We start from the raw sequence: 26,245 nt of genomic DNA on the forward strand, positions 1-26,245 counted from the left end.
GAGCAGGCAGGCCCCCTCCTGGCAATAGCCCACAGCAGCACCAAGCCCTTGGCCTCCAGGAGTCGCAGCCGATCCCGCAACAAGTGGCTGCCGCTCTCTCCGAAAGAGCAGCACGCAGGCGTTGCCGCCAAGGGCGTCTCGCCGCTGGAGCCCTGGCGGGAGCATCCCTCCCTGGTGGCCGTGCGTGATCGGCTTCAGCTCGCCTACGACTGCTGGAACCTGCTGCAGTCACCGGAAGGCGCCTGCCGCCGCAGCGTCTACCTGCCCCAGGGCTACAAGGAGCCTTCTCTCTCCTATGGGAGCCGCATCGAAGCCGCCCGGCCGACCGGCTTCTTCCGCGATGCCCTGCGCACCTATGCCGGCATGCTCTCCTTCCTTCACCCCCGCGCCCTGCCGAGCAGCCTGCTGCGGGTGCTCGGTGATGTCGATGGCCACGGCACTGACCTGTCGGTGTTCCTGTTTGTCGCCGATCTGCTCGTGCTGCGCGATGGCGGCTGTCTGTTGATGGTGCTGCCGCCCGAGCACCGCTGGCCCTCCGAGGGTCATCGCCTCGATGCCATCGCCGCTGGTGATCGCGCTTCCCTGCCCCGGCTGCTGCTTGTGCCCCGTACGGACCTGCTGGACTGGGCACAGCCGAATCCCCAGGCGGCGCCCCATGGCCTCTGGTGGCGCCAGGATCGCCGCCGGCCGGTGACGCCGCGGCAGCACGGTGCCATCCCTGTTCACTTCATCGGCGCTGACGGCAATCAGCTGCAGTCCGCTCAGCTTTCGGACTGGACCTACCACCGCCTGCTGCTCACACCAGATGGCATGACCCAGGCGTCGTTCGCCGCGGTGCCCAGCCCCCGTGAACCCGGTGGTTTCAGGGCCCAGCCCCTTGGCACCGCCTTGCTTAGCCCCAGGTTGCATCAGCTTCCTGCGGTCTGGTACGCCGCCGATGGCGCGGGCTTTGGGCAGGGTGACCTCCCGCACCTTGGCCTGGCGCACCAGTACCTCACCCACTACCGGCTCAAAAGCGAGTACGAGGACCTGCTTTCGCGCTGTGCCCTGCCGGTGGCGGTGCGCAGCGGCCTGGTCGATCAGTTCGGCAACGTGCCTGATGCCAATGGCGATGAGCGCCCGGCGGAACCGCTGGTGCTCTCCACCAACACCTTCATGGACCTGCCTGCCGGCGCGGACTTTGAGTGGAAGGAGATCCGCGCTCGCTCCCTGGCCGAGCACCGCGCCTACCTGCAGATGCTGGATCAGAACATGCGCCGCGATGCGCTCGTGCCCGCCGAGAACATGGGCGCCGGCCGCAGTGAACAGGAGATCAGCCTCACAGCCGGGCAATCCTTTGCGCTCCTCCAGTCGCTGGCGACGCACAAGACTTCGGTGTTCTCCACCCTGCTGGGCCACTGGTGCGCTCTCACCGGTGATCCGCTGGAGGCAGGAGCCGGGGTGTCGCTGACCGTGACGCCGCTCACCCCGCCAGCTCGGCCCCTGCCCTCAGTTGATGAATGGCTCAGCCTGCACGAGCGCGGCGTGATCAGCAGCGCTGAGCTACGCCACCAGCTCGCGCTCTCCAGCGCCCCGTGGTGAACCCCATGGCAGCAACGGCTGATCCGATCGCCGTACCCAGCCACCAGCCATGAGCGATCCCATCACCAACCCCTACGCCTGGCGTCCCACTGATCTCGAAGCGATCCGCCGTGCCCTGCAGATGCCCGCAACGGCACCAGCCGTGCGTGCCATCAATGACGCCATGGCGCAGCTGGAGGCCAGCTACCCCGATCCGATCCCCAGCGCCAAGGCCAGCCTCGATGCCATCGCCTTGATCGATGCCGCCCTGCTCGCTCCACCTCCCCCGCTTGACCCTGATGCGCCACCGCAGAACGCGGTGGTGACGAAGGTGTCGCGCAAGGGCGCTGCCATTCCGATCCCCGAGCAACTGCCGACAAAAAAGCTGGATGTGATCGAGTACGCCACCGATCTGCTCATGGAGGAAGTGGTCACCGAATACGAGATCCCCAGCGCAGACCAGGCGGCTGCCGCTTCCGCGCTGGCGCCGGCCCAGCAGCGCCGTCTTCACGCGCAGACGATTCTCCTGATCCTGCCGAGCCTGCGTAGCTGGCAGGCCAGCCCCCAGCCCAGTAGTTACCAGGGCTGGATCCTGCGCGGCTGATGACCATGTCCGCCTCGCCGTTGCAGGTTGTCGCCAATGCCCGGTTGCTGTTCTTTCAACCCCAGCACCCCGGTTCCAGGGAGCCGGTGATCGTGGCGCGGCATGTGCTCGATGTCTTCATTGCCCAGCAGCGCCTGATCTCCAACAACACCAACGGCCCTGGTGTCGATACCGGCGACATCCTCTGCGAGGGCTACATCTGCCGGGCGGCGGTGCTCGATGCCAAGCGCCCCTACGCCTGGGACTTCCTTGATGCCAGCCAGCCCTGGCAGGGCATCGGTGTGCGCGGCATCTACCAGCCGCCTGATCTCACCGACCCCGACACCGGCATCACCACGACGCCCCCGGCCACCACCTGCTTTGCCCCCTGTGATGGCCTCTGCTGGCTGGGTGATCTCTCGGGCCTCCAGTCGCCCGGCCTGCTGCCCCCACAGCCGCGAGCTGAGCTGCTTGGTCTCTCTCTGCTGCTGGTGGGCCAGGCCTATGGCTCCGGTGGCATCGGCGCCCTGGTGCAGCCACAGCTGGGCGAGAAGGTGGTGCTGGCGCTCAAGCCCAACCGGGTGCTGGTCATCAGTCCCGGTGACACATTGAGCGTGATTGCGGAGCGCTACGGCACCACCGTGCAGACCTTGCGCAAGGAGAACCCTGAACTGGCGACCTACGAAACGATTGTCACCGTGGTGGGCGACACGCTCAACCTGCTGGCTGGTCGTCACGGCACCACGGTGGACACCCTGCGCAACCTCAACCCGCAACTGCTTCGCGCTGATGGCCACCTGGTGCTGGAGGGCGACACATTGGCCGTGCTCGCTGAGCTTTACGACACCACCAGACCCACCCTGCGCGAGTACAACCTCCCGGATCTCGATCGCTACCCCGGCGCTGAGCAGCTGCCGCTGGGCCTGGTGGTGAACGTGCCGGCGATCAGGCCCAGCAGTGAGCTGGACCCTGGCCAGGATCTGGTGGTGCCAGCGATCCGGCCCTCGACCCTGCTTCCCGCTGGCGGATGGATCCGTCTCCCGAAACTGCGCGGTGTCTCGGTGACCGATGACCTCTGGGATGTGGACCCGACACTGGAGCAGCCCACGCCCGATCCCGATCCCGATCCCACTTCGCCGCTGGTTGGTTTCTCTTCTATCAATCTCTGAGCAGCTGGCAATAGATGGCAGGAGCAGAGCCCGGACGGGCTGCTCCCATCAACCACAGCCGCGATGGGTGGACCATGCCTCAAGCCTTCTTTGATCAACTCGCTGCAGCTCAGCAGCGCTACGTCACCTTTGAGCAGCAGCAGCACCAGCCCAACCAGGTTGCCGGCGACACTGACCATGACCATGCAGCCGATACCTCTGACCTGGAGGATGAGTCGCTCGACGAGGACCAGGACGACGAGGAACCCCTCGATGACATTGCTGGCGATGAGCCCGAGCCCGAGCCTGCTCCCCGCGGCGCGCAGATCAGCGAGGCCCTCAAGGCCGAGCGCCGCAAGACCAACAACCTGGAGCGCGATCTGCGCACCTTGAAGCGCCAGCTCTCCCAGTTCTCCAAGATCAATCCCGATGAGTACGAGCGGCTGCAGGAGGCCGAGCGGCAGAAGGAACAGCTGGAACGTGAGATTGCCACCCGCGAGCGCCAACTGGAAGCCTCTGCTGCCCGCAAGGTGAAGCTGGTGGCCAAAGAGCGTGATGAGGCCCTCAAGCAGGTGGATGAACTGCGCAAGGATCGCTTGCTGGAGCGCTTGTTCATTGATGCCGAGGGGCGTACCGGTGGCGACAACCGTGGCAGCTTCTTTGAGATCTTTCGCTCCCAGGTTGGCGCTGAGTTCAGGCTCAGCAAAGACGCCAATGGGCGTGACATTCTCGAGCCGATCGACAGCAAGGGCAGCACGATCCTTGGCGATGACGGCACCCTCGCTGCCTCCGAGCACGTGGAGTCGTTGCGCACTCACCCGGTGCTCAGTTTTCTCTTCAGTCAGCGTGGCGGCCTTGGCCCGAACACGGTGATCGCTGAGTTCGATGGCAATGGCCAGACGACCAACCTGCAGAGCATGACCACCTCAGAGCTGTACCTGGCCAGCTATGGACCCAAGCCAGCCGGGGCCAGGCGCTGATCCCAGCTGCACCGGCTACTGATCAGGACAGAGGCAATGACTGAATCTGCTGGCCCGAGCACATCTGTGCCGGGCCTTTTTTATTGGAGAAGATGCGAGTAGGAAGCCAGTGTGGTTCTCGCTTTCGCTGTTGAACGGCGCCGTCGATGTTGCTGTGAATGAATCGATCGACAACCAGACGCGACGGTGCAAGATAAGCAGAGGTGTACGAAAATAAAAACCAAGATCCAAAAAGGGGTAACTATCCTTTGAAATGAGAAACGCGCGGACATTGCCTCGGAAATGTCGCAAAATCTGGAAGACCAATGCACCACAACTGGAGGCATCACACGAAAAGTGATAACGAAGCCCGAGCAGGCGCGAGAGGAGAAGAGAAGCTGTGGTGATGCCGGCTGCTGGCTTTGATTTGGCGGTACAGGTGCAAGGCAGCGGAATCCCGAGTGGGAGCGAGCGGGTGGAGCGGCCTGGAGCAGCCGCCACCAAGACCAGAGCGCAGCGCAGCGGCGATGTCCTCTGATGTCTGCCGGATGATGGTTGACATCTGCGGGCAGTTTTGGGCGGCCCTGAGCCGCCCTGGCTGGGGCTACACGGCCCAGGAGAGCGGAAGATCCTGATCGGCCTCCTGCTGCTCGCTTTGCGGCTGGAGATCGCGCCACGAGCCTGTGTCGATGGGTTGTGGCTCGATCCAGCGACCGGCTTTGACTTCCTCCTGCCAGGCCTCGATGGTGGCCATCAGCTGCGGATTGGCCGGTGCCAGCCGTGCCGACGCGACAGCGGAGAGCCGGCCATTGAGCCAATGAATGCCGCTGCCCAGAGCGAAACCAGCGCCGTAGGCGATGGAGCAGCAGAGGATGAGCGTGGCGAGGCTGTGAGCCAGCACGGAGCGCAGCAGGGACTCGGTGGTGTGGGTTTGCATCGCACCAGAGGCGAAGAACGCCGCCCCCACGCCCTGGGTGAGCCGGACGGGTCAAGGGCGGCGAAGCCGCTTGCGGAGCCCTTGACGCGGCCGGCGGCGCCAGCCCGAGAGCGCAGCGATCGGCTGCTGGCAGCCCAGGGCACCATGCGGTGCGTTTCGCCCGTTCCGATGCGCCCGCGCTCTGAGTCGCGGCCGGTGCTGGTTCGCCCGAGTGTTACTGACGTTGCTGTCTGCGCGGCTGAGGCCGCGTCGTCATCGGCCGCGCTATCAGCCTGGTGCAACACCTAAGCCGCACACCGTTGGTTCGCTCCAGCTCTTGTGGCGAGCAGGAGCAGAGAAAAGGGCCGCGTTAGCGGCCCGGGGCTCAGATCACCGAGACGGTGCAGCCCCTTGTGCCCTGCAAGGAGCGGGCGATGGCGAATGCCTTCTCAGCAGGCACGAAGCGCATCTTCTTGACGGGCTTGCCGCGCTTCCCGAAGAACCGCTGCTCGCAATGGTGGGCGCCGCCCTTGGGGCCATCGGGATAGAAGTGAACGATGACGCGGCGGATTTCGCAGCTGGGTGCAGAGGGTGTGGCCATGGCCTTGAGGTGAGGAACCCGATGCAGCAGCGCGGCCCGCGCAGGGAAGGCAGGGGGCGCGAAGCGCCTCGCGTCAGCCCTTGCCGAACCGAGCAGGCCAGCGCAGCCTTCGGGGGCTCCTCACCGGGGCCGTGGCGGAACACTCCCCATCGGTGCTGACCAATCCGTGTTGGCCGGCGGCTGTCGCCGATCCGAGGCGGCGGTGATCACGCCCGGCGGCCGGTGTCAGAGGTCGTTCGCTTGCTTGGTCAACTGCACGTGTGCAGTTCATGGCCGGTGGCATCGAGGAACCGGGTGCGGGTCTGGGTGCCGGACCGATCAGCCCGCTTTCAGCGCGACGTTGTCACCTGGGGCTCCACCTGGGGTCGCGCCCGAGCTGGCGGGAACCAGATGACTTCTGCTAGTACAGGTGTTCTCTTTGATGGTGTCGCCGTGGCTGCTTCCCTGCCCCGCTCCCGCGGTGCCAGGCCGGCGCCTAGCTCAGCCGCAGGCGATGACGGCTGCGAGCACTGGCCCTTTCTTGATGAAGCAGTCCTGCTGCCCACCCGTAGCCGCAAGGTCTGCATGACTTGTCATTGGTTTCGGCACCACGCCGGGGTCAACTGCATCCCCCTGCTCACCTGCCAGCTGCACCAGGGCCTGCTGGTGCAAGGGGAGCACCTCACCCACCGCTGCCATGGCTGGACTGAAGACCTCTCGCGCCAGCGTGGCTGGGCGCCGGAAGGGTCGTGACAGCTGCGGCCAGGAGGCCAATACCGCTCTCCCCCAAGGATGGCTGGCTGCGTGATGGCCGCCAGGTGCTGCGTTCGCCCGACCCGCTGGGAGCGGGATTACCACCGGCTGGAAATCACCACCGGCGAGTTGCTCCCCGACCAGGAGATCCCCTTGCTGAAATCACGCCGGGATCTGAGCCGTGCTGAGGCCCTGAAGCTCTGGGAGGAGAAACGCAAGGCGGGCTGGACGCCCTGCAGCCCCCAGTGGTGATCACCACCACAGCACAAACCGATCGACTCCCACCAAGCTGAGCTCAGAATTGATGACCACCTTCTTGCCGATCAGCAGCAGCCACCAGCCACGGCGTTATCGCCTGGTGGATCACCACGGCCAACCTCACCTTGAGCTCGATGAGCACTTCGAGTCGATCGAGGAGGCCTGGGCCTTCGCCACCAACTGGTGGCAGCAGCGAAAGCCCACCGGCGATCCGGCTGCTCAAGTTGGCCTTGGCCTGGAGGTGAGCACCGAGAGCGGCAGCTGGCGCACCCTTCGCCCCCGAAGGGCTGAAGCCTGCAAAGGTGAGGCCACAAGCCACTTCTGCCCTGGCACGCCAGTCCCCGTCAGATCAGACCCAAGCCAGCCCGCAACCCACCGAGGTGCTGGCAGGCTCAATCGAGCGCGTCACCTTCCACAACGCCGAGAACGGCTTCTGCGTGCTGCGCATCAAGGCCCGCGGCCACCGCGACCTGGTGACGGTGGTGGGTCATGCCGCCGAGATCAGCGCCGGCGAATGGGTGACGGTGAGCGGCACCTGGGTGAACAGCCGGGAGCACGGCCAGCAGTTCAAGGCCTCCTTCCTCAGGGCCTCCGCCCCGACCACCGCAGAAGGGATCGAGAAGTACCTGGGTTCTGGAATGATCCGGGGCATCGGCCCGATCTACGCCAGCAAGCTCGTGGCGGCGTTCGGCGATCAGGTGTTCGAGGTGATCGAGCAGGCGCCCGAGCGCCTACGAGAGGTGCCGGGCATCGGCCCGGTGCGGGGCCAGCGGATCAGCCAGGCCTGGGCCGATCAGAAGGTGGTGCGCGAAATCATGGTCTTCCTGCACAGCCATGGTGTCGGCACCGCCAGGGCCGTGCGCATCTTCAAGACGTATGGGAACGACGCCGTGCAGGTGATGGCCGAGAACCCCTACCGCCTGGCGCGCGACATCCGCGGCATCGGCTTCCGCACCGCTGATGCGATCGCCGCAAGGCTGGGCATTGAGCCCACCGCCATGATCCGCCTGCGGGCCGGCGTCAATTACGCCCTGCTGGAGGCGAGTGGTGATGGCCACTGCGGCCTGCCCAGCGCTGAGCTGCTCAAGCTGGCTGGAGAACTGCTCAGCGTCGAGCGGCCCAGTGGGCCGGTTGAGGAGAGCGGCGCCACCTCTCGGGTGCCGATGGAGCCAGGGTTGATCCAGAGCGCCCTGGATCTGGAACTCGCCGAGGGCTCGGTGGTGGCCGACACCCTGGCTGGTGAACCCGCCATCTTGCTGGCGCATCTGCACCGCGATGAGCGCCGCATCGCCGAAGCCCTCCAGGCCCTGAACCTCAGTGCTCCGCCCTGGGGAAGCATCGAGGCCGCCATTGCCATCCCCTGGGTGGAGCAACGCCTCGCCCTGGAGCTCGCCGCCAGCCAGAAGGGGGCGGTGGAGCAGGCCCTCTCCAGCAAGGTGCTGGTGATCACCGGTGGGCCGGGGGTGGGCAAGACCACCCTGATCAACGCGATCCTGCGCATCATGGCGGCCAAGAAGCTACGCATCCTGCTCTGCGCTCCCACCGGCCGGGCCGCCAAGCGGATGGGCGAAACCACCGGGCTAGAGGCCAAAACCATCCACCGGTTGCTGGAGTTCGACCCGGCAGCCTTCGGGTTCAAGCGCAAGGCCGAGCTGCCGCTGGAGTGCGATCTGCTGGTGGTGGATGAGACCTCGATGGTGAATGTGCCGTTGATGGCCTCACTGCTGGACGCCCTGCCAGCCGAGGCGGCCTTGCTGCTGGTGGGTGATGTGGATCAGCTGCCCTCGGTGGGGCCCGGCCAGGTGCTCGCCGATCTGATCAACAGCGGCGCCCTGCCGGTGGCCCGGCTCACGGAGGTGTTCCGCCAGGCCGCGAGCAGCCGCATCATCACCACCGCCCACGCCATCAATGCCGGCACCATCCCCGATCTACGGCCACCGCCGGCTGAGACCACCAGCGACTTCTATTTCCTGCCTGCCGACTCGCCCGAGCAGGCGGTGGCCTTGATCCTCAAGGTGGTGGGCGAGCGCATCCCGGCGCGCTTTGGCCTCGATCCAATCGCCCAGGTGCAGGTGCTGTGCCCGATGGCGCGCGGTGGTTGTGGCTCCCGCTCACTCAACATCGAGCTGCAGCAGCTGCTCAACCCCGACCCCACCGAGCAGGTGGAGCGCTTCGGCTGGCGTTTTGCCCCGGCCGACAAGGTGATGCAGGTGGCAAACGACTACGAGAAGGAGGTATTCAACGGCGATGTGGGCACGGTGGAAACAATCGATGCCGATGCCAGCGAACTGACGGTGCGCTTTCCCTCCGGGGAATCCGGGAGCAGCGACGGCCGCGAGGTGACCTATGGCTGGGGTGAACTCGACAACCTGGTGCCTGCCTACGCCTGCACGATCCACAAGAGCCAGGGCAGCGAATACCCCGCTGTGGTCATCCCCCTGCTCACCCAGCACTACGCCATGCTGCAGCGCAATCTGGTGTACACCGGCATCACCCGCGGCAAGCAGCTGGTGGTGCTGGTGGGGCAGAAGAAAGCACTGGCGATGGCGGTGAAGAACCACCTGGGCCGCCGGCGTTACACCAAGCTGGCGGAGTGGCTCAGCTGATCAGCTGCCAGGGCGACGAGGCGATCTTGGCTACTTCTTTCTCTGCGCAGTTGCAATCGCTCTGATGCCGCCGTCGCTGAGGTGGATGGCTCGGCTTGCCGTACTGACAACCAAGGCAGGCGGATCTATCAATGAATCAGAGGCAAAGTGGAAGAAGCACTTGAGTAAGACTTAGCCTCCCCCGGATCTGAAGGAGAGCCGCCCACCGTCAGAGGAGTTGCAAGTGCCCATTCCGTGGCCCTGACCGAGAGTTTCAGAGAGCCAGGGGTGCACCCATCTTCGCCAAAACTTTGAGTTCACCAGAAGCCGAGGTGTACATCCTTGCCTTCGCTTGACTCTCCTGCATAGGGGAGACCATACGGTGTAGACGTTGCATTCACATCCACCCCCATGCCACGTCGCTCGCTGCTGATCACCTTGTCGGCCATCGCTGCAGTCAGTGTTCTGCCTTTTCCGGCGCTGGCCCAGATGGATCCCCACGAGGGTCATCGCGGCATGGACGGCATGCCTGGCATGACGACCCCGACCGGTGGCGACCCGGCCCATGCCGGCCATGCGCACGATGTTGGCCCGGCCGGCTCCACTTACGACCTGCGCTTCATCGACGGCATGGTGCAGCACCACACTGGGGCGCTGCGCATGAGCGAGTTCGTCTTCAATATCGGCCAGCCTGGCGTGGGGGCCTTGGGTCATTCGATCTGGCGCGATCAGGCCCAGGAGATCCGGGCGATGGCTCTCTGGCGCAAGGCCTGGTACCCCCAGGCGCCGGTGTACCCGGTGGCGCTCAAGCCGGGCGGAGACCCCAACAGCCTGGCGGGGCTTACCCGCATGAGCCAGGCTCAGATCGATGGCATGCGGATGATGGGCGATGGGCCCACGAAGGAGAACCGGGTGGTGTGGTTTCTCGAAGGAATGCTCGATCACCACGGCGGGGCGCTGATCATGGCCCACGACGCCCGCGCCAAGAGCACCAATCCCACAATCCTGCGTTTCGCTCGGGAGGTGATCATCGCCCAGCGGGCTGAGATTATTGAACTGCGCCGAATGTTGGCGGTCGAGGGATTACGCAAGCCGGAATATCACAAATACGACGCTCTTTTCGCGCTCTGAGCAGCCGCTGGCCCTGCAGCCCTCGTCTCATCCTGCTCTCCTGGTGCCGTGGTTCGCTTGTCGTCCTGACAGATCACCTCTGTTGTTCTACTCATGAATTCAGATGCCATCACCCGGGTGATACGAGCCATTGAGCTTCTGCGTAGGCGCAGCCTTTTCGATGAGAAGCTGTAGGGCGCCAGGCAAGGGGCGTCCTACTTCGCCACTCAAAGCCCTTGCTGATGCCGGTGCCGGTGATGTGCATCACTGACGTGAGGGTGATAATGCTCGATCGGTTCGTGCTGATGTTCATGGGCATGCCAGTAGCCCTGCTGTGCGTTGCCCGTTGACGGACTGCCCTCAGGGTGGAGATGGCTGTGGTGAAGGTCTCCGACGACTGGATCGTGCTTGTGTCGGTGGGCATGCCGGAACGCCTGATGGCGATGCCAGTGGGCATGGTGTTCTTTCAGCAGCACCGCAACGCCGAGCAGCATCAAGGCTGAGGCCATGGCCATGGCGCCGGTGAAGGCTTCGCGCAGCGCCAGCACCGAGAACAACACGCCCACGAACGGAGCCGTGGCAAACACCACAGCCTCGCGAGCTGCGCCCAGGTGGCGTAGAGCCAGCAGATCCAGCCAGATCGAAAGGCCGTATCCCACGGTGCCGATGGCCAGCAGCCCCAGCACAGCGGGAGCGGCCGGCAGGGATTGGCCAGATGCGAGAGCCAGGATCAGCATCGGAGCTGAGGCCCCGATCGCTTTCAGCAGGGCGATCTGGAGCGGGTCGCGCAGGCTCAGGCGTTGGCTGAGGTTGTTGTCGATCCCCCAGGCCAGGCAGGCGCCGCCGATCAACAGCGTGCCCTGCAGGGTGGCACCGTCAAAGGAGCTGTCGGTGAGCAGCACGGCACCGCTGAGGATCAAAACGGCAGCGATCAGTCCCTTGCCGCTGAGGTGTTCACGGCCAATCAACACCGCGATCAACAAGGTGAACACTGCTTCTAGGTTCAGCAGCAGCGAGGCTGATCCCGCAGGCAGCAGGGTGAGCCCCTGCACCAGGCAGATGGGTCCGACCATCCCACCGAGAATGCTGATCCCCAGGAGTGGTGGAAGGTCTTGGCGCTGAATCGGGGATTCCTCCTGTTGATGGACAACAAAACCCCGCACGATCAAAAGCCCGAAGGTGGCTCCTCCGTACAGCAGTGCCGCGATCATCAGCGGCGAGCCATCCCGACTGAAGACACTGATCAGCGGAGCGCTAAGACCGAAGAACAAGGCAGCCAGCAGCCCGGCGATCAAGCCCTGACTCTGTGGGGCACCCCTCACTTTCGTGGCATGGTCGTGGAACATGATCACAAGCCTTCTATATCACTTGTTTGATCTTCATCAGCCTGAGAATATCTGCCGTGCAATGAAGCCCGAGGTGTCAGATTGTTTCTAGCCAGCGAGTTGCAACCTTTCGGCAGATTCTGGGCATGCATGCACTTCAACTGTGACATGGACAAGGCCCATGTTCTTGGGGATACATGCTTTGTATTGAGCTGGCGTCAGTGGTTCATGTGCAACGACGGAGATGATGGCGGAATAGATCTTTGGCCCAATCGCCCACACATGCAGATCCGTGAGCACTGTGTCATCGTCGGCCTCGATGCTTTGCCTGATTGTGCGCCTGAGATTGTGCGGACCTTCCTGGTCCAGCAATACCCTGCTCGTAGACCGTAATAAGACGACCGACCACTGCGCGACAAGCACAGCTCCAACGATTCCCATTGCCGAATCCATCCAGATGAACCCGAAATACTTTGCAGTGAGCAAGGCGACTATTGCCAGGATAGAGGTAAGCGCATCAGCAAGGACATGTAGGTATGCTGCTTTGAGGTTGTGGTCATGATGATGGCCGTGGTGATGGCTGTGATCATGCTCAACATGGCTATGGTCGTGGTCTCTGACGCCGAGGATAAGCACACAGACGCCATTAACCAGCAAGCCCAGCACAGCAATGAAAATTGCCTGATCAAAAATAATTTCAATCGGATTAAGTAGTCTGCCAACACTTTCCACTGCCATAAAGAGTGCAAAGACAGCTAGCAGTAGTGCTCCGGTGAAGCCCCCAAGTGCGTTGACCTTGCCGGTTCCAAAGCTGAATCGAGGATTGCCGGCGTTGCGCCTGGCATAGACATAAGCGAAGGCTGAAACGCTGAGCGCAACGGCGTGTGATGCCATATGTAGGCCATCGGCCAGCAATGCCATCGAGCCGAACATCGTGCCGGCGACGAGCTCAACCACCATCATCACGACCGTGATCCCAATGACAATCAGCGTGCGCGATTCTCCAGGTCGTCTTAGCTCTTGGCCAAACGTATGCCCGTGCTGCCAAGTGTGAATGTTTTCGTTATGCATGCTGTGTTTGTTGCCCCTAAGGTGAACTGTATGGCTCTGGCCGGATAGATGCTGAGCCCTTGCGGGTTTCAACCAGCGGCAAGGTGCTCGCAGGCCATTGGGCCGAATAGCGGTAGAGGCTGGCGACTGCAGTGTTGTGGCTGTGTATCGCATCGATTCGATCCACGGCGGCCCGCTCTGCACTGCGCAGATTGTCAAGCACGGTGGTCATGTCTGTCACCCCAAGCTCGTACCGGGATTCGACGGCGATAAGAGCGGCCCGTGAGCTTCTGATTCTGGCTTCCGCACTTTCGATCGCCAGCTGCGAAATTGCATAGCGTGCGAGGGTGGCGACCGCCTGCTTGCGGATCTGCAGCCGCTGCTGAGCTGCCTCCGCTTGCCATTGGGACGATTCCGATCGGCGACTGTTGGCAGCAGCACGCTGGAGCCCACCATCAAAGAGGGTCCAGCTGAATCCGAGTCCAACGGCACCGTCCAGGGTGGCAGTTTCCGAATTTCCTCTGGAAAGCCGGTTGATGCCGGCAGCTGCCGAGAGGGAGAGTTTGGGCAGATATTGATTTTGTAAGGCGCTCGCCTCCCAGGAGGCCCCACTGGCCTGGGCCAGGCTTGCCTGGATTTCCTCGCGCAGGGCCAAGGCCTGCTGAAGTGTCTGTTCGCGGTCCAGCGGCCAAGCCTCGCTGGGCTGCAGCGGTTCGGACGGCAGCACGAACTTCACATCAGGCAGCGCCATGGCTCCAGCCAGTTCGGCAGAGTCAGTGAAGAGTTCTTCATAGGCTCGTAAAAGCTGCTGGAGTTGCTCGAGTTGGGCAGTGCGGATCTGTTCAACATCAGCAATGCTGCGCAAGCCGGCATTGAAGAGCGCCTCGCTGCGCATAACCTGCTCGGTGGTGAAGATATAGATCTCTTGATGTGTCTGAATCTTTTCGAGCATCGCCTGGAGATCGACGTAGCGCGTCTGGAGCCTCAGCAGCAGGTCTCTGGCACGGATGTCGAACAGGAATTTTTTAGCTTCGAGCTCGGCGCCCGCGGAGCGGATTGTGGGCCCGCGAGCGGGGTCAAAGAAGGTCCACTCGACCCCTGCCAACTGGACGATCTCATTGGGCCCGGTGGCACCGGCCGCCTGGGGGCCGATGGGAATCAGAGGCTGGGAATACTCCGTGGACGCATTCAGGCCGACCAAGGGACTGGCGGAAAGCTGGATCGTGGGAGACCACTGCCTTCGAGCTGCCACGAGCCGCCATTCCGTTCCCTGGATCTCGGCATAGGCCATGGCCAGCTCGGGTTGGTTCTCCAGCCCGGAACGCAGGGCGGTTTCCAGGTCCACACGTTTCGCCTCACTGCTGAGTTGCCCCTCAAGCACTCCAAGTCGCTCCTTCAACCTGCCGGCAATCGGGCTGGGCTCGACGGTGAGAGGCTTAAACCAAAGGGGCGATGGAGGCGTCCGTGCAACGGCCAGCTCAGGGCCGGCGAACATGCCAGCAATGGCTACCGGCAGCCAGAGCATCAAAAAACGTGGTTGTCGTGTTGGCATGGAACTGGATCGATGGTTTACACCTATCCCTGCTCTGCGCTGGGTAGGTATGGAGCGACTGTCCTGAGGCCTAGGGGCGACTGCGTTCCAGCTCGGTCTTCAGCACATAGGTGTTTGAGCCGGCAAGAGTTTCGCCTCCCTTGAGGCCCGAGAGGATCTCCGTGCGGCCTCCTGTCTGCTTCCCAATCGCCACAGATAGAGGCCTGGCCACACCCTTTTCGTAGAGAAAGACCACTGGGCTGCCGTTCAGGGTCTGAACAGCTCCTGAAGGCACCGTGAGGCGAATGTCGGCGGCATTGACCACAGGAAAAGCCGTCACCGCCGTTCCCGCCGGCGGTGTCGTGGCGTTGATCGGCTGCGCCCGCAACAGAGTGCCACGATTAGCTCCGCTGCCGCCGCTGCCCACACTGGTGACCCGGGCCTGGAATTCACGCGATCCTGCTGTCACACGCAGCAGTTCCCCGACTTTGATGCTTTCACCAAGAATCGGTGTCACAACAAAGTGGAGTTCCGTTGCGCCAGGATTACTGATTTCGGCTACCACTTCGCCGGCCTGCACGAAACTACCAGGCAACATCTTCACGGCCGTCACTTGGCCGCTGATCGGGCTCTTGAAAAGAACATTTCCCGATGCATCTGGTGAGTCCGCAGTGCTGGCCTTGGCGGCGGCGGCTCGAACCTCGGCATTGGCGCGCACGATCTCGATACGTTTGTTCTCTAACTCCTGCCAGGGGAGATAGCCTTTCTTCGCCAGTGGCAGCATGCGGCGATACTGGCCGTCAACCAGCTTGGCCTGGGCCCGCGATACTTCCAGTTCGGCGTAGATCATCGCCGCTTCAGGGCTGACGACCGCTGCAATCGGCTGCCCGGCACGAACAGCATCACCGGGCGCGACAAGCAGCTTGCGGATTCGACCAGCTACCGGCACGCCCACCGCGGAACTGCCACCTACTGCAGCTTCAACGAAACCTGAGATCGGACGTTCGGCGCCACTGCTTCGCTCCGGCTCGATCAGCTCGATGCCGAAGCTGCGCAACTGGGCCTCGCTCATCTTCACGCCCTCCATCGGCTTGCCCTCCCTGACCTGGCTGGTATCGGTTTGGCTCGGGTCTGAGGGGGTAGTGATCTGTGGGCTAGTGCCAGAACAGCGGCCAAGGCCGAAAGCCACCGCCAGGGCAAGGCCAGCCCCCACGGGCAGCAGCCATGGCCGACTGGATTGAACCGTTGCAGAATCGAGGAACTGGAGAACTCCGTTCCGCTTGCCTTGCTGGTCTTCTTCCCCGGAGGGAGAATTCGGGGTGTTCGTCATTGCTTAGCGACAAGAATCGGCGGTGATACGGTTTCTAAAGAATGTTCTTGAGCGTCATCACGCCGGTGCACTCCGGTGGCCGGCAGCAACCAGCTACCGAAGCGGGCATAAAGAGCCGGGAGCACTAGCAGAGTGAGGCCGGTAGAGGTGATCAACCCCCCGAGCACCACAATCGCCAGGGGTTGGAGGATCTCGTTGCCTGCCCCGAAGGCCAGGGCCAGCGGCAACATGCCCAGAGCCGAGCTCAGGGCAGTCATCAGAATTGCATTGAGACGCTCAAGACTGCCCGCGCGGATCACCTCTCTGAGCTCTATTCCTTGCGCATGACGGCGGTTGTAGTTGTCGACCAGAAGCAGGCCATTGCGAACCGCTACCCCGAACAGGGTGATGAAGCCGATCAGCGAGGCCACCGAAAGCACACCGCCACTCAGCAGGATGGCGGCAAGGCCACCGACGAGGGCCAGCGGCAGGTTGATGAGGATGGCGATCGTTGCCGGGAGTGATTGAACCGACATGAACATCAGCACACCGATCACCACAACTGCCAGCAGGCTGTAGAGCACCAAGTTGGCGGTGGCCCGCTCCTCGGATTCGAACTGTCCGCCATAACGGATCAGGTAGCCGCTGGGCAGAGTGATGGTGGAATCGATCACCTTCTGAATGTCTTTGACGACTGGGCCAAGCGGCCGTCCACTGACGTTGGACGACACCACGATCAACCTGGAGACATCCTCCCGGTTCACGATGTTGGCCCCCAGGCCGTTGTCGACCCGGGCAATGCTGCCGATCGGAACTGTGACTCCGGAAGGAGTAGCGATTGGAAGGGAACGGATGGCGTCGAGGTTGTCGCGTGCTCCTGCTTTCACCGTCACGAGCACATCAGTGGGCAGGGAATCTTCCATCACCTGCCCTACCACCTTGCCGTTGAGGGCAATCTCCAAGGCCTCAGAGAGCTGTTGAACATTCAGACCCAGCACCGCTGCCGCTTGGCGGTCGAAGCGGATCTGCACCTGCTCGATAGGCAGTTGCGGCTCAAGCTGCAGATCCACCACCCCCTCAATCGGCTCAATGGCGTCACGCACCTGCTCGCCGATCCTGCGCAGCTCGCCGAGATCGGGGCCGTAGATCTTGATGGCGATCGCACTGCGCACACCCGAGAGCACTTCATCCATACGGTGGGAGATAAAGCCACCGATGTTTGGGGCTACCCCAGGCAGCTTCAGGAATGCTTCACGCAGCTGTCTGATGCTCTCCTCACGGTTGTTCATGGCCTGATCACTCAGCTCCACATCCACATGAGCCAGATTCACCCCAGCACCGTCGGCATCACCGGGGGCCCGGCCAACCCGCACCTGCACCCACTCGAACAGGGGGCTGGCCATCAGGGTGTTGGAGAGTGCGAGGCCGGCGCGGTTGGTCATCTCCAGCGACACGCCGGGGTAGAGCACCATCGAATTCACCAGGGACTTCTCGCGGAACTCCGGCAGAAAGACCCGCCCAAGGCTGGGCAGGATGGTGAAGGCCACCACGACGGCCACCAGGGCAACGGAGAGCACCCGCTTGGGTGAAACCAATGCGATCTCCAGCAGCGGCCGGTAGAGCCGCTCCGCCCGGTCCGCAATCCAGGTGTTCTCCGCTGGAAGCTGGGCCCTGGCCAGGAGAATCGCGCAGAGCGCAGGCGTGAGCGTGATCGCCACCAGGGTGGAGGCCACGATCGAGAACAGATAGGCCAGGCCCATCGGCGCGAAGATCCGTCCTTCCACCCCCGACAGGCTGAAGATCGGCGCGAAGACCACCACGATGATCACGGTGGAGAGAATCACCGGCTGGCGCACTTGCACCGACGTGTCAAACACCACCTGCAGGGGATTGCTGGGCCGACCGGCGGCCTGGTTGCGGCGCAAGCCGCTGTAGCAGTTCTCCATGTCGACAATGGCGTCGTCGACCACCGAGCCGATCGCCACCACCAACCCACCGAGGGTCATGGTGTTGATCTCCAGCCCGAAGGCACGCATCAGCATCAAGCCGATCAACAAAGACAGGGGGATGGCACTGAGGGTGATGACGGCGGTACGCCAGTTCATCAGGAACAGCACCATCACCACCGAGACGATCACGATGCCTTCGATCAGCGAACCACTGACGTTATTGATCGCTGTATCAATGAAGCTGGCCTGACGGAAGGTGCGCTTGACCTGAATGTCACTCGGCAGGGTCTGGCTGAGGGCGGCGATTCGCTCCTCCACCTCACGGGTGACCTTGGGAGTGTCGATGTCGGGCTGTTTGTTGATCATCAGCACTAACGCCGGCTTGCCGTTGAAGCTGCCGTCTCCGCGCTTGAGAGCCGGGGCACGCCGTACCTCGGCCACAGCCGTCAGTGGCACGCTTCTGCCTGTCTGGTCAACAACCACCGCGCTCGACAGATCCTTGCTATCGGTGGCCTGGCCGAACGGTCGGATCAGCCTTTCCTGGCCTCCGCCGACGAGGAAACCGCCGGGGGTGATGGCGCTGGCGCCAGCCACACCATCAGCAACGGCCTGCAGCGAAATCTGGCGACGCTGCAGCTCCTCTGGATCAATCAGCACTTGTTGCTGGGGCTCATCGCCGCCGTAAAAGCTGACCTGGGCCACCCCTGGAATGGACAGAATCTGGTTGCGAAAGGTCCTGACTACCAGGCGATGGAGCTCCATCGGCGTGGTGGAGCCGTCCTCGCTGACGGTGAAGGCGTACTGCAGGATCGTGCCGAGAGGGGAAAGCAGCGGAGAGATTTCCGGCTTGCCGGCGTTGGCTGGAAGTACCGAGGAGATCTGCCCAAGGCGCTCCGCCACCGATTGACGAGCCCGGTTGATATCGGCGTTCTGATCAAAGACCACCTGCACCATTGAGAGTCCGACCTTGGAAGACGAGCGCACCGTTTTCACACCCGGCAGACCATTGACGGCCGATTCGATCGGCACGGTGATGCGTGACTCCACTTCCTCGGGCGCGAGACCATCGGCTGTGGTCTGCACATCCACCTGTGGTGGGGCGAACTGGGGAAAGACATCGAGGGGCATCCGGCTCAGGATGGAAAGGCCCCAGAGGGTGATCAAGATGGCGGCAACAACAACCAACCATCTCCTGGTGATCGAGGTCCGCAGCGTCTGGTTGAGCAGGCGGTTGAGCATGAAATCGAGTTGAGGAGCGGGAGAGAACGAGGGGTTCGGGGGTCAGTTCTTTTTGCCCAGGCGCGAGGCCACCACCACCCCGCCAACCACCAGCACTGCGGCACCGGCACCAATCACCAAGGGGTTGAGACCAGCCGCTTCTGCCGCGGTGGCGGCCACTGGGGTTGCCGCTGCCGTTGTGGCTCCTTCTCCGCTGGCTGCTGCTGCGCTCTGGCTCTTCTTGGACTCGGCGTAGAGAGAGAGTGCACCCTGGTTCACCACCTTCTCGCCAACTGTCACGCCGTCAGTCACTGCGATCTGATCGCCCTGACTGGCACCTGTCTGAATGAAGACCGGGTCATAGCTGGAGCCGTACTTCACGAACACCAGCGGCTTGCCATCCGCATCCACCACGGCGGCGACGGGAATGGTGACAACACCACCAGCCTCTGTGGCTGCTGCGGTGGTGATTCCCAGCAGCGAATCGATCTCCGTGCTCGCCTTCACCTGGCGCACGTCCCCCGTCTGCTGAAACTCATCGCCATGCCCCACATGGGCCAGGGCCGGGCTGACGCTGCCGAGGGCCAGCGTTCCAAGGCTGAGGCTGCCGGCCAGAAGTAATGCGTGCATGCTGCTGCTGCCGCAAAGGCAGGACAAGGACTCGCCGAGGATGCCGCAGGTGGGATGAAAAACAGGTGAAACCGCCTGTTCTCACTAGGATCAGCGTCACCCGCCGCCCCATGACCCAGGCCCATGCCCCTGCGCATCCTGTTGGTCGAGGACGAGGCCGAGCTGGCCGCTGCAATCCAGGCCGTGCTCAGTGCCGAGCGGCATGTGGTTGATCACGTTGCTGAGGGCCTGGGGGCATGGAGTTTGCTCCGCAGCGATCTAGCCACGTACAACCTGGCGATCGTTGATTGGATGCTGCCGGGTCTGACGGGAGTTGACCTCTGCCGGCGCCTGCGTGGGGCCGGACTCGATCTGCCGGTGCTGATGCTCACGGCCCTGGCCGACACCAAGCACCGGGTTCAGGGCCTCGATGCCGGCGCCGACGACTACCTGAGCAAGCCGTTTGCGATGGAGGAACTACTGGCAAGGATCAGGGCGCTGCATCGGCGCCAGCCCAGTTACCGCGAGCCTGTGCTCCGCGCTGGTTCTTACGTTCTCGATCCAGCTGAAGGCTGCCTCAGCGTCGAGGAGGCGCTTGGAACCACGACGATCGCTTTGTCTGCCAAGGAACTCCAGCTGATGGGCTACTTCATGGAGCATCCCCGCGAAATCATCCCGGGATCACGCTTGCGCGCCCAGCTCTGGTCGCTCGATGAGGATCCGATCAGCAATGTGGTCGCTGCCCAGGTGCGGCTGCTGCGGCGCAAGATCGCCAGTCACGGGCTGCCCTCTCCGATCGACACCGTGCCCTCGAAGGGCTATCGCTTCGATCCGGAGCCCTAGCGAGGGAAGCGCCCCATGCTCAAGCTTGGTCCCATTCCCCGCAGTCGTCTGCGGCTGGCGGCTGCCTACCTGGTGGTGATCGGGGTGATCCTCTATGGCGCGGGTTACGGGATGTTTGGACTGTTGATGCGCGCCAACTGGTCGGCCCTCGAGAGCGAGGTGGAAACTCTGGCCGGCACCTTGCATGACAGCCTCAAGCCGTTGCTGCCTGCAGAAGCCAGGCCCTCTCCCGAGCTCGCCTCGGTTCTCCCCGGTCTTTGCCTGGTGGGTGATCCCTGTCTGGCACCCGCTTCGCTGCTGCCGCGCCATGCCGTGAGCATCACTGATTCGGAGCGCTTCTACCTGCGTCTGCTTGATCCCCGTGGCGTTCTGATCGCTCACTCCCCTGGATCACCAAAAGCCAGGGGGCCAAGCCCTGGCCCCACCTGGACCGTGGTGGAGGAACAAGCAAAGGAGCGCTTCCTGCAGTATTCGATCCATCTGCACCGCTCCGACACGCCAGGGCAGCCAGGCACAGATCAGAAGGAACTGGATTGGGGGTATCTGCAGATCGGGCGCAGCTTGCGCGGGCTCGATGCGGAGCGGGAACGGCTGTGGTGGTCGGCCCAAACGATCGTGGTGTTGGCGCTGCTGGTGGCAGCCCTGGCCAGCTGGTGGTTGTCGGGCCTGGCGATGCGGCCGCTGCTGGCGGCCTACCGGCAGCAGGAGCAGTTCACCGCCGATGCGGCCCACGAACTACGCGCACCTCTGACCAACCTGCTGGCCGTGGTGGACGCCCACAGGTCGCAGCAGTCAGCTGACCCGATCGCCATTAACCAGAGACTGGATCAGACGCTGGCCGTGGTCACTGGGCAGGGGCAACGGCTGAGCCGCTTGATCAGCGACCTTCTGCTTCTCGCCCGGCTCGATGGACCTGAGGCAGCTTCGGCGCCGCAGCCGTGTCCATTGGCGCAGATCGCGCGCGACCTGGTGGAGGAGACCAGCGAGGCGGCGGCGGCGGCAGGCGTGCAGCTGCACCTGGTGGGTGGTGCAGACGACTTTGACGTGCTGGGAGTGGAGCCTGATCTCTATCGGCTCGTATCCAACTTGCTCCTCAACGCAATTCAGTACACGCCTACGGGTGGAGAAGTGGTTCTGAGAGTGAGGCGAGAGGGAAGCCATGGGCTGCTGCAAGTACAGGACAGCGGTATTGGCATCACCCCGGCGGATCAACGACGCATCTTCGATCGTTTCTTTCGCAGTGATCCAGGTCGCTCCCGTCGTCAGGGCGGCACCGGCCTTGGACTCTCGATCGTGGCGGCCATTGTGCGCCGCCATCACGGACAGATCTCTGTGGCCTCAAGCGTTGGTTCCGGAAGTGTCTTCTCTGTGAAGCTCCCCATCGCTGGCTGAAGCACAAGAGTGAACCTTCTCACCTGATCAGCGTCACCGTCCCTGTGCGTGGCGAGCTTGAAAGCAGAGGTTCAAGACGAAGGTGCAGCTCAGATGGCAAACGATTCCAAACAGACCAGAGCCTGGAGACCGGCCCTCCTGGCCTTTGCCACTGCAGGGGCCTTCTCCTTGACCCTGCTGACGGGTTGCCCGTCGTGGTCTCAGAGCAGGGGTAGTTCATGGATGCCTGGTTCTGGCAGAGGCATGGGGGAACCTGGCCAGATGGGGATGGGCTACTCAGATCAGCAGTTCATCGTGATGATGATCCCGCACCACGACGGGGCGATCGCCATGGCTGATCTCGCTCTCACGAAGTCACGCAGGCCTGAGATCAAGGCCCTCGCCAAGAGCATCAAGGCCAGTCAGACCAAGGAGAACGCCCAGATGCGCGCCTGGTACCAGGAGTGGTACGGCCAGGGGGTGTCGCCCTGGGGGCCTGGCTCGAGCTGGGGCTGGCAGGGCGGGATGGGGCCTATGGGAATGGGAATGGGAGGTGGATTCATGGGCAACATGGGTACGAACCTGACCGCCCTGAGCACCGCCCCTGACTTCGATCGCGCCTTCATCGAACAGATGATTCCCCACCATCAAATGGGCGTGATGATGGCGTCAATGGCTCAGACCAACAGCCAGCACCCGGAGCTACGTCAGTTGCAGCAGGCCATGCTGCGGGTGCAGAGCGATGAAATCCAGCAAATGTCCCAGTGGTATCGCAGCTGGTACGGCAAGCCTTGACGCCACCGATGGATCAGTTCTTCATCCTCGACACGCCGAAATCCTTCGAGGAGGCCAGTGCCGCCCTCCAGGAGGCGGTGTTGGATCAGGGCTTCGGCGTGCTGGCCGTGCATGATCTGGGCAACACCCTGCGCAGCAAAGGCCTGCCGTTCCCGGAACAGTGCCGCATCTTCGAGGTGTGCAACCCCCAGCAGGCCGCCGCGGTGCTCAGCACCACGATGGCGCTCAACATGGCTCTGCCCTGCAGGATCTCCATCTACACCGAAGCCGGCCAGACCCGCATCGGCATGATCCGCCCCGAGGCGATGCTCGCCAGCCTCTCGGCCGATCCCTCCCTTCGGGAGGTGGCTAGAGCCGTGGAGGCCTCCACCACGGCGATCATCGAGGCCGCTGCGGCTTGGCCGTCCGTGTCAACCAGCCTTTCCGGCTGACACCGATCGATCGGGAGCGGCAGATCCGGCTGCCTTTCGATGGGTCACGGCGGCTGGATCAGCTCGCTTCCGAGAACGGCAACGGCTTTTCATCAGCCATCGAGGTCAGAGAACTTCACCAAGCCCTGCAACCGGCCCTAGCCCTTGGCTTCTGCGCAGCAGTAGGGCGCTCGACACGGGGCGCCCTTCTCATTGGAACTGAGTTAGGCCCTGACAAGGCCATGCGTAGACGTGCCGAGCTGAGCTGTCTCTCTTAGGCTGACCACGGCTTCTGAGTTGCCATGCGCCTCGACGACCTGCTGGCTCAGGCTCCAAGGATCAGGGAGATTGCGACGGCACACGGCGCCAGCAATGTGGCGGCGTTTGGCTCGGTGGCCCGTGATCAGGCAGGAGCCGACAGTGACCTGGATCTCCTGGTGGATCTGCCCCCGCGCACGGGTCTGCTGGAGCGCATCGCCCTGAAGCTGGCTTTGGAAGACACGTTGCACTGCCGCGTGGATTTGATTCGCCGCCGCAATCTCAAGCCAGCCGTCCTGGCTTTTGCTGAGCGGGACGCCATTCCCCTGTGATCGAGCCAAGGGACCGTGATACCCCTGGCGGGAGATGGCCGGGATGCGGGACGTACTCATCCATGCCTATGACCGAGTGGACCTCGAAGAGGTGTGGATCACGTTGAGCGAGCAATTGCCAGCGCTGCTGGAGCAGATCGAACCTGTGCTCGCCCTTTGATCAGGTGGCTGCTGATCGGTGCCGCTGCGTTCATCGCTGGGTGGGGCAACGTTTTCTCCGCCGACACCGCGCAGGCCAACCAACAGGCTTCCGCCACGCTGCTCTCGATCGGTGATGGCGACACCATCCGCGTTCAACAGGGTCAGCAGCGGATCACGGTGCGGCTGGCCTGCATTGATGCGCCCGAGATGGCCCAGGCTCCCTATGGCGAACAGGCCCGCAGCTATCTGCAGAGCCGGTTGAAGATCGGCAGCAAGGTGAACCTCCTTTCTCAGACCGTGGATCGCTATGGCCGCACCGTGGCCGAAGTGATCGGGGAGGTCAACTTGAACTTGGCGATGGTGGAAGACGGGATGGCCTTTGCGTATCGGAAGTTCCTGGGCCATTGCGACGAGAAGGCCTATCTCGATGCCGAATTCAGAGCCAACCGGCGCCGCTATGGGGTGTGGAAGGTGCCTGGCGGAATCACCAGGCCCTGGGACTTCCGACGCAGTAGAAGATCATCGGGATCTGCTGCTGATTCCAGATCCGTTCCTGGCGGCCGCCGCTATCGCTGCAGCGAGATCGGCTCCTATGCCCTGGCCCAGGAACTGCTGCGCCAGGGTCACAGCTATCTCGATGGCAACGGCGATGGGGAAGCCTGCGAAAGTCTGCGCCCTTGAGATGACGGTTGGCCGCACCTTTTACGCCAAAACCCTCTTCCATCTTGCTATGTTGGTTCCATTCTTGCTCTACATCGATGGCCCTTGTTGGATCTGATCTGCTCGCCAAAGTCAAAGAACTTGGAGATGGCTCCAAATCTGATCTGGTGCGAGCTGCCGGTTACGTGAGCACCAAGAAAGATGGCAGTGAGCGCCTGAACTTCACGGCCTTCTACGAGGCCCTGCTGGAGGCCAAAGGCCTCAGCTTTGGTGATGGCACTAGCAAAGGACGCGGCAGTGGTGGGCGCAGTTTGAGCTACACCGCCAAAATCCAGTTCAACGGAAATTTGCTGGTGGGCAAGGCCTACACAGCCCTACTTGACCTCAAGCCTGGCGATGAATTCGAGATCAAGCTGGGTAAGAAGCAGATCCGGCTGATTCCTGCTGGTGCGGTCGACGACGAAGAATGAGGCGAGCGTGCAGCTCTGTTACGGCTGACGTCAAGGCCTCCACTGCGGTTGGTGCGACGAACAACTTTCCCTAGCGTGATTGCCACTGGTGCAGGGTCACGGTGCAGGAAAACCAGCTCGTCAGAAACTGCCTGCGACGGCACGGTGGCGCCTTGTTGTTCGTGGCACCGGAGTGGAGCGAGGCTCAGCGATCTGTCCAATGCCAGATCGTCGACGTCTTTGCGCTGAAAGTGGTGACCGGTTTCACCTGTGATCCCCACGGCAGGTTGCTGCTGGAGGCCGATCCCTCGGTGGCGGCTGGCCGGAGCTGGTCGCTGGTCAAAGCCTGCCAGCTGGCGCGTAACGACGCCAGACCAAAGCGTTGGGTGGTGCTGCAACGCAACACCAAAGCCTGGGGGCTGTTTTGGGCAGGCGGCGGACTGCATCGCTGCCGGCAGGAACTGCTGGAGACCACGCGATCACCAACACCGGGTTCCGCCATCGTCCCGGTGACGCCGGAAGCGGTGCTGAAGCTCGTCCTCAATCTGCAAGTGGAGGACAAGTCTGCAGAGAAGGCAAGCCAAACGGTTGTTGCTCCTGCTCCTGCTGCAGTGGCTGCCTCTGGAGTTCTGCGGGCTGTTCTGTTGACCTCCCTGGCCTGGCTTGCCGTGCTGGGCGTGTCCGCTGCACATTTCCTGGGAGTGCTGCAGGAACAGGACCGCAAGTTGGAGCTGCTGCTTGAGCGGCTGCCAGCACCCGCTGTCAATCGCTGATTTACAACCCGTAGGCCCAATGGGCAGCGGGCGCCGGCTCAGCTGCCGCTGGAGGGCCCGGCCTCCTCACGCGGGGCTGCCGCAAAGCGCTCCCACTGCTGCTTTTCCTGCTCGCTGCGGATCTGCTGGATGCGGCTGAGGAATTGCTCGATCACCGGCAGCGCCACCTGCCGCAGGAAGTGCCGTTCAGTGGCTGAAAAGGGAGCTCCATGGGCCCTTGTGGCCTCGGCCGCTAAGAGAACGGCGAGGATGGCCTCGCGGCAGCTGAGCAGGAGCAGCACGGGATCGGTGCCGCTGTTGATGGGACGGGGCATGGCAGCAGACGCCAGTTGGCGCGCAGGCGGGACGCCCCTACCGCCGCACCGCATGGCAAGGGTCGGCCGTCAGGCCGACTTGCACCGTCCTTGCCGCGGGGCGGACGATGGGAAGACCCGCCTCCAGCCGCCTCTCTAATCGCTCTTGTGATTCCACCGCCCGGATTCCCCAAGCGCTGGCAATCGGTACGCGATCCACTCCGCTCCCCTTTGTCGAGGGCATCGCCCTACCCCACCATTCCGGTGGACCCGATGAGCCTGAGCGCTCCGGCTTGGCCCGTTCCCCATAACTCGGAGCCTGTCGCGCATGGATCAGCGGCCGAGCTCTCCACAGACGCCCACGAATCTGCCCAGATCCCAGTGGCAGCAATGGATCTGCCCACGAGAATTGGGCATGCAGAAGCCAAAGTCCTTCCGCCCCTGGTAGCCGGAGCAGACGACCCTGCTGCCGCCACA

At 63.1% G+C, this 26,245-nt stretch carries 28 protein-coding genes; 18 read left to right on the forward strand and 10 right to left on the reverse strand.

All coding sequences use genetic code 11. From position 1 onward, the window contains the following. Positions 1-48: 48 nt before the first annotated feature. The 5 genes from ACXMDM_RS12105 (at position 49) to ACXMDM_RS12125 (ending at position 4,788) form a co-directional block, all read left to right on the forward strand. Complete coding sequence (locus tag ACXMDM_RS12105) at positions 49-1,581, forward strand: DUF4055 domain-containing protein (protein ID WP_499569698.1); 1,533 nt, start codon at positions 49-51, stop codon at positions 1,579-1,581. 49 nt (positions 1,582-1,630) lie between these two features. Next, positions 1,631-2,164, forward strand: coding sequence for a hypothetical protein (locus ACXMDM_RS12110; protein WP_145537326.1), 534 nt, complete (start codon positions 1,631-1,633; stop codon positions 2,162-2,164). Then, positions 2,164-3,312: a LysM peptidoglycan-binding domain-containing protein gene (locus ACXMDM_RS12115; protein WP_145537323.1), complete on the forward strand. Its 1,149-nt coding sequence runs from the start codon at positions 2,164-2,166 to the stop codon at positions 3,310-3,312. The genes ACXMDM_RS12110 and ACXMDM_RS12115 overlap by 1 nt, the downstream gene beginning before the upstream one ends. Before the next feature lie 74 nt (positions 3,313-3,386). Further along, positions 3,387-4,271, forward strand: coding sequence for a hypothetical protein (locus ACXMDM_RS12120; RefSeq protein WP_145537320.1), 885 nt, complete (start codon positions 3,387-3,389; stop codon positions 4,269-4,271). Between the two features lie 385 nt (positions 4,272-4,656). Beyond that, a complete protein-coding gene (locus ACXMDM_RS12125; protein WP_259728618.1) occupies positions 4,657-4,788 on the forward strand; it encodes a hypothetical protein in 132 nt (43 codons plus the stop codon). Positions 4,789-4,854: 66 nt separating this feature from the next. Here the strand turns inward: ACXMDM_RS12125 and ACXMDM_RS12130 are convergent, their stop codons facing one another. Further along, positions 4,855-5,187 (reverse strand): hypothetical protein, encoded by a 333-nt coding sequence (locus ACXMDM_RS12130; RefSeq protein ID WP_071799781.1) that lies wholly within the window; start codon positions 5,185-5,187, stop codon positions 4,855-4,857. Between the two features lie 364 nt (positions 5,188-5,551). After that, a complete protein-coding gene (locus tag ACXMDM_RS12135; protein WP_071799782.1) occupies positions 5,552-5,767 on the reverse strand; it encodes a hypothetical protein in 216 nt (71 codons plus the stop codon). A gap of 432 nt (positions 5,768-6,199) precedes the next feature. On the opposite strand from ACXMDM_RS12135, the gene ACXMDM_RS12140 reads away from it, so the two are divergent. Both ACXMDM_RS12140 and ACXMDM_RS12145 read left to right on the forward strand, forming a co-directional pair. After that, positions 6,200-6,499 carry a galactose oxidase gene (locus tag ACXMDM_RS12140; RefSeq protein WP_233830923.1) on the forward strand — a complete coding sequence of 100 codons (300 nt, stop codon included), beginning with the start codon at positions 6,200-6,202 and terminating at the stop codon, positions 6,497-6,499. A 39-nt stretch (positions 6,500-6,538) separates the two neighbouring features. Next, positions 6,539-6,751 carry a DUF1651 domain-containing protein gene (locus ACXMDM_RS12145; protein ID WP_499569702.1) on the forward strand — a complete coding sequence of 71 codons (213 nt, stop codon included), beginning with the start codon at positions 6,539-6,541 and terminating at the stop codon, positions 6,749-6,751. A gap of 43 nt (positions 6,752-6,794) precedes the next feature. On the opposite strand, the gene ACXMDM_RS12150 is transcribed toward ACXMDM_RS12145, so the two are convergent. Further along, on the reverse strand, positions 6,795-7,076 hold the full coding sequence (locus tag ACXMDM_RS12150) for a hypothetical protein (protein ID WP_499569704.1): 282 nt from the start codon (positions 7,074-7,076) through the stop codon (positions 6,795-6,797). A 61-nt stretch (positions 7,077-7,137) separates the two neighbouring features. Here ACXMDM_RS12150 and recD2 point away from each other — a divergent pair, with 61 nt between their 5' ends. Beyond that, positions 7,138-9,363, forward strand: coding sequence for an SF1B family DNA helicase RecD2 (gene recD2, locus ACXMDM_RS12155; protein WP_499569706.1), 2,226 nt, complete (start codon positions 7,138-7,140; stop codon positions 9,361-9,363). A 390-nt stretch (positions 9,364-9,753) separates the two neighbouring features. After that, positions 9,754-10,473 carry a DUF305 domain-containing protein gene (locus ACXMDM_RS12160; protein ID WP_071799785.1) on the forward strand — a complete coding sequence of 240 codons (720 nt, stop codon included), beginning with the start codon at positions 9,754-9,756 and terminating at the stop codon, positions 10,471-10,473. A 206-nt stretch (positions 10,474-10,679) separates the two neighbouring features. Here the strand turns inward: ACXMDM_RS12160 and ACXMDM_RS12165 are convergent, their stop codons facing one another. From ACXMDM_RS12165 to ACXMDM_RS12190, 6 genes are all read right to left on the reverse strand, one after another. Beyond that, on the reverse strand, positions 10,680-11,774 hold the full coding sequence (locus ACXMDM_RS12165; RefSeq protein ID WP_499569708.1) for a DMT family transporter: 1,095 nt from the start codon (positions 11,772-11,774) through the stop codon (positions 10,680-10,682). A 111-nt stretch (positions 11,775-11,885) separates the two neighbouring features. After that, positions 11,886-12,848 (reverse strand): CDF family Co(II)/Ni(II) efflux transporter DmeF, encoded by a 963-nt coding sequence (gene dmeF, locus ACXMDM_RS12170; protein WP_071799786.1) that lies wholly within the window; start codon positions 12,846-12,848, stop codon positions 11,886-11,888. Between the two features lie 16 nt (positions 12,849-12,864). After that, complete coding sequence (locus ACXMDM_RS12175) at positions 12,865-14,118, reverse strand: TolC family protein (RefSeq protein ID WP_233830929.1); 1,254 nt, start codon at positions 14,116-14,118, stop codon at positions 12,865-12,867. A 331-nt stretch (positions 14,119-14,449) separates the two neighbouring features. Beyond that, complete coding sequence (locus ACXMDM_RS12180; protein ID WP_259723015.1) at positions 14,450-15,415, reverse strand: efflux RND transporter periplasmic adaptor subunit; 966 nt, start codon at positions 15,413-15,415, stop codon at positions 14,450-14,452. A 269-nt stretch (positions 15,416-15,684) separates the two neighbouring features. Next, on the reverse strand, positions 15,685-18,855 hold the full coding sequence (locus ACXMDM_RS12185; RefSeq protein ID WP_083544322.1) for an efflux RND transporter permease subunit: 3,171 nt from the start codon (positions 18,853-18,855) through the stop codon (positions 15,685-15,687). 42 nt (positions 18,856-18,897) lie between these two features. Then, entirely contained in the window at positions 18,898-19,464 is a 567-nt protein-coding gene (locus ACXMDM_RS12190) for an efflux RND transporter periplasmic adaptor subunit (protein WP_071799788.1), read from the reverse strand. 123 nt (positions 19,465-19,587) lie between these two features. Here ACXMDM_RS12190 and rppA point away from each other — a divergent pair, with 123 nt between their 5' ends. The 9 genes from rppA (at position 19,588) to ACXMDM_RS12235 (ending at position 25,475) form a co-directional block, all read left to right on the forward strand. Beyond that, a complete protein-coding gene (rppA, locus tag ACXMDM_RS12195; protein WP_083544323.1) occupies positions 19,588-20,286 on the forward strand; it encodes a two-component system response regulator RppA in 699 nt (232 codons plus the stop codon). A 15-nt stretch (positions 20,287-20,301) separates the two neighbouring features. Further along, positions 20,302-21,678 (forward strand): two-component system sensor histidine kinase RppB, encoded by a 1,377-nt coding sequence (gene rppB / locus ACXMDM_RS12200; RefSeq protein WP_071799789.1) that lies wholly within the window; start codon positions 20,302-20,304, stop codon positions 21,676-21,678. Positions 21,679-21,921: 243 nt separating this feature from the next. Next, positions 21,922-22,452: a DUF305 domain-containing protein gene (locus ACXMDM_RS12205; RefSeq protein ID WP_233830931.1), complete on the forward strand. Its 531-nt coding sequence runs from the start codon at positions 21,922-21,924 to the stop codon at positions 22,450-22,452. A gap of 8 nt (positions 22,453-22,460) precedes the next feature. Continuing rightward, positions 22,461-22,883: a DUF302 domain-containing protein gene (locus ACXMDM_RS12210; RefSeq protein WP_071799791.1), complete on the forward strand. Its 423-nt coding sequence runs from the start codon at positions 22,461-22,463 to the stop codon at positions 22,881-22,883. A gap of 281 nt (positions 22,884-23,164) precedes the next feature. Beyond that, complete coding sequence (locus ACXMDM_RS12215; RefSeq protein WP_071799792.1) at positions 23,165-23,452, forward strand: nucleotidyltransferase family protein; 288 nt, start codon at positions 23,165-23,167, stop codon at positions 23,450-23,452. A 43-nt stretch (positions 23,453-23,495) separates the two neighbouring features. Continuing rightward, the gene (locus ACXMDM_RS12220) at positions 23,496-23,612 is read left to right on the forward strand and encodes a HepT-like ribonuclease domain-containing protein (protein ID WP_205526842.1); all 117 of its coding nucleotides are present in this window, start codon (positions 23,496-23,498) and stop codon (positions 23,610-23,612) included. Next, on the forward strand, positions 23,609-24,274 hold the full coding sequence (locus ACXMDM_RS12225) for a thermonuclease family protein (protein ID WP_233830935.1): 666 nt from the start codon (positions 23,609-23,611) through the stop codon (positions 24,272-24,274). The genes ACXMDM_RS12220 and ACXMDM_RS12225 overlap by 4 nt, the downstream gene beginning before the upstream one ends. A gap of 77 nt (positions 24,275-24,351) precedes the next feature. Continuing rightward, positions 24,352-24,723: an AbrB family transcriptional regulator gene (locus tag ACXMDM_RS12230; RefSeq protein ID WP_071799793.1), complete on the forward strand. Its 372-nt coding sequence runs from the start codon at positions 24,352-24,354 to the stop codon at positions 24,721-24,723. A 101-nt stretch (positions 24,724-24,824) separates the two neighbouring features. Next, on the forward strand, positions 24,825-25,475 hold the full coding sequence (locus ACXMDM_RS12235) for a hypothetical protein (RefSeq protein WP_186437669.1): 651 nt from the start codon (positions 24,825-24,827) through the stop codon (positions 25,473-25,475). Between the two features lie 38 nt (positions 25,476-25,513). Here ACXMDM_RS12235 and ACXMDM_RS12240 read toward each other — a convergent pair whose 3' ends face one another. Next, the gene (locus ACXMDM_RS12240) at positions 25,514-25,789 is read right to left on the reverse strand and encodes a hypothetical protein (protein WP_259723016.1); all 276 of its coding nucleotides are present in this window, start codon (positions 25,787-25,789) and stop codon (positions 25,514-25,516) included. Positions 25,790-26,245 lie beyond the last annotated feature (456 nt).

This window comes from Synechococcus sp. CS-603, assembly GCF_977929215.1.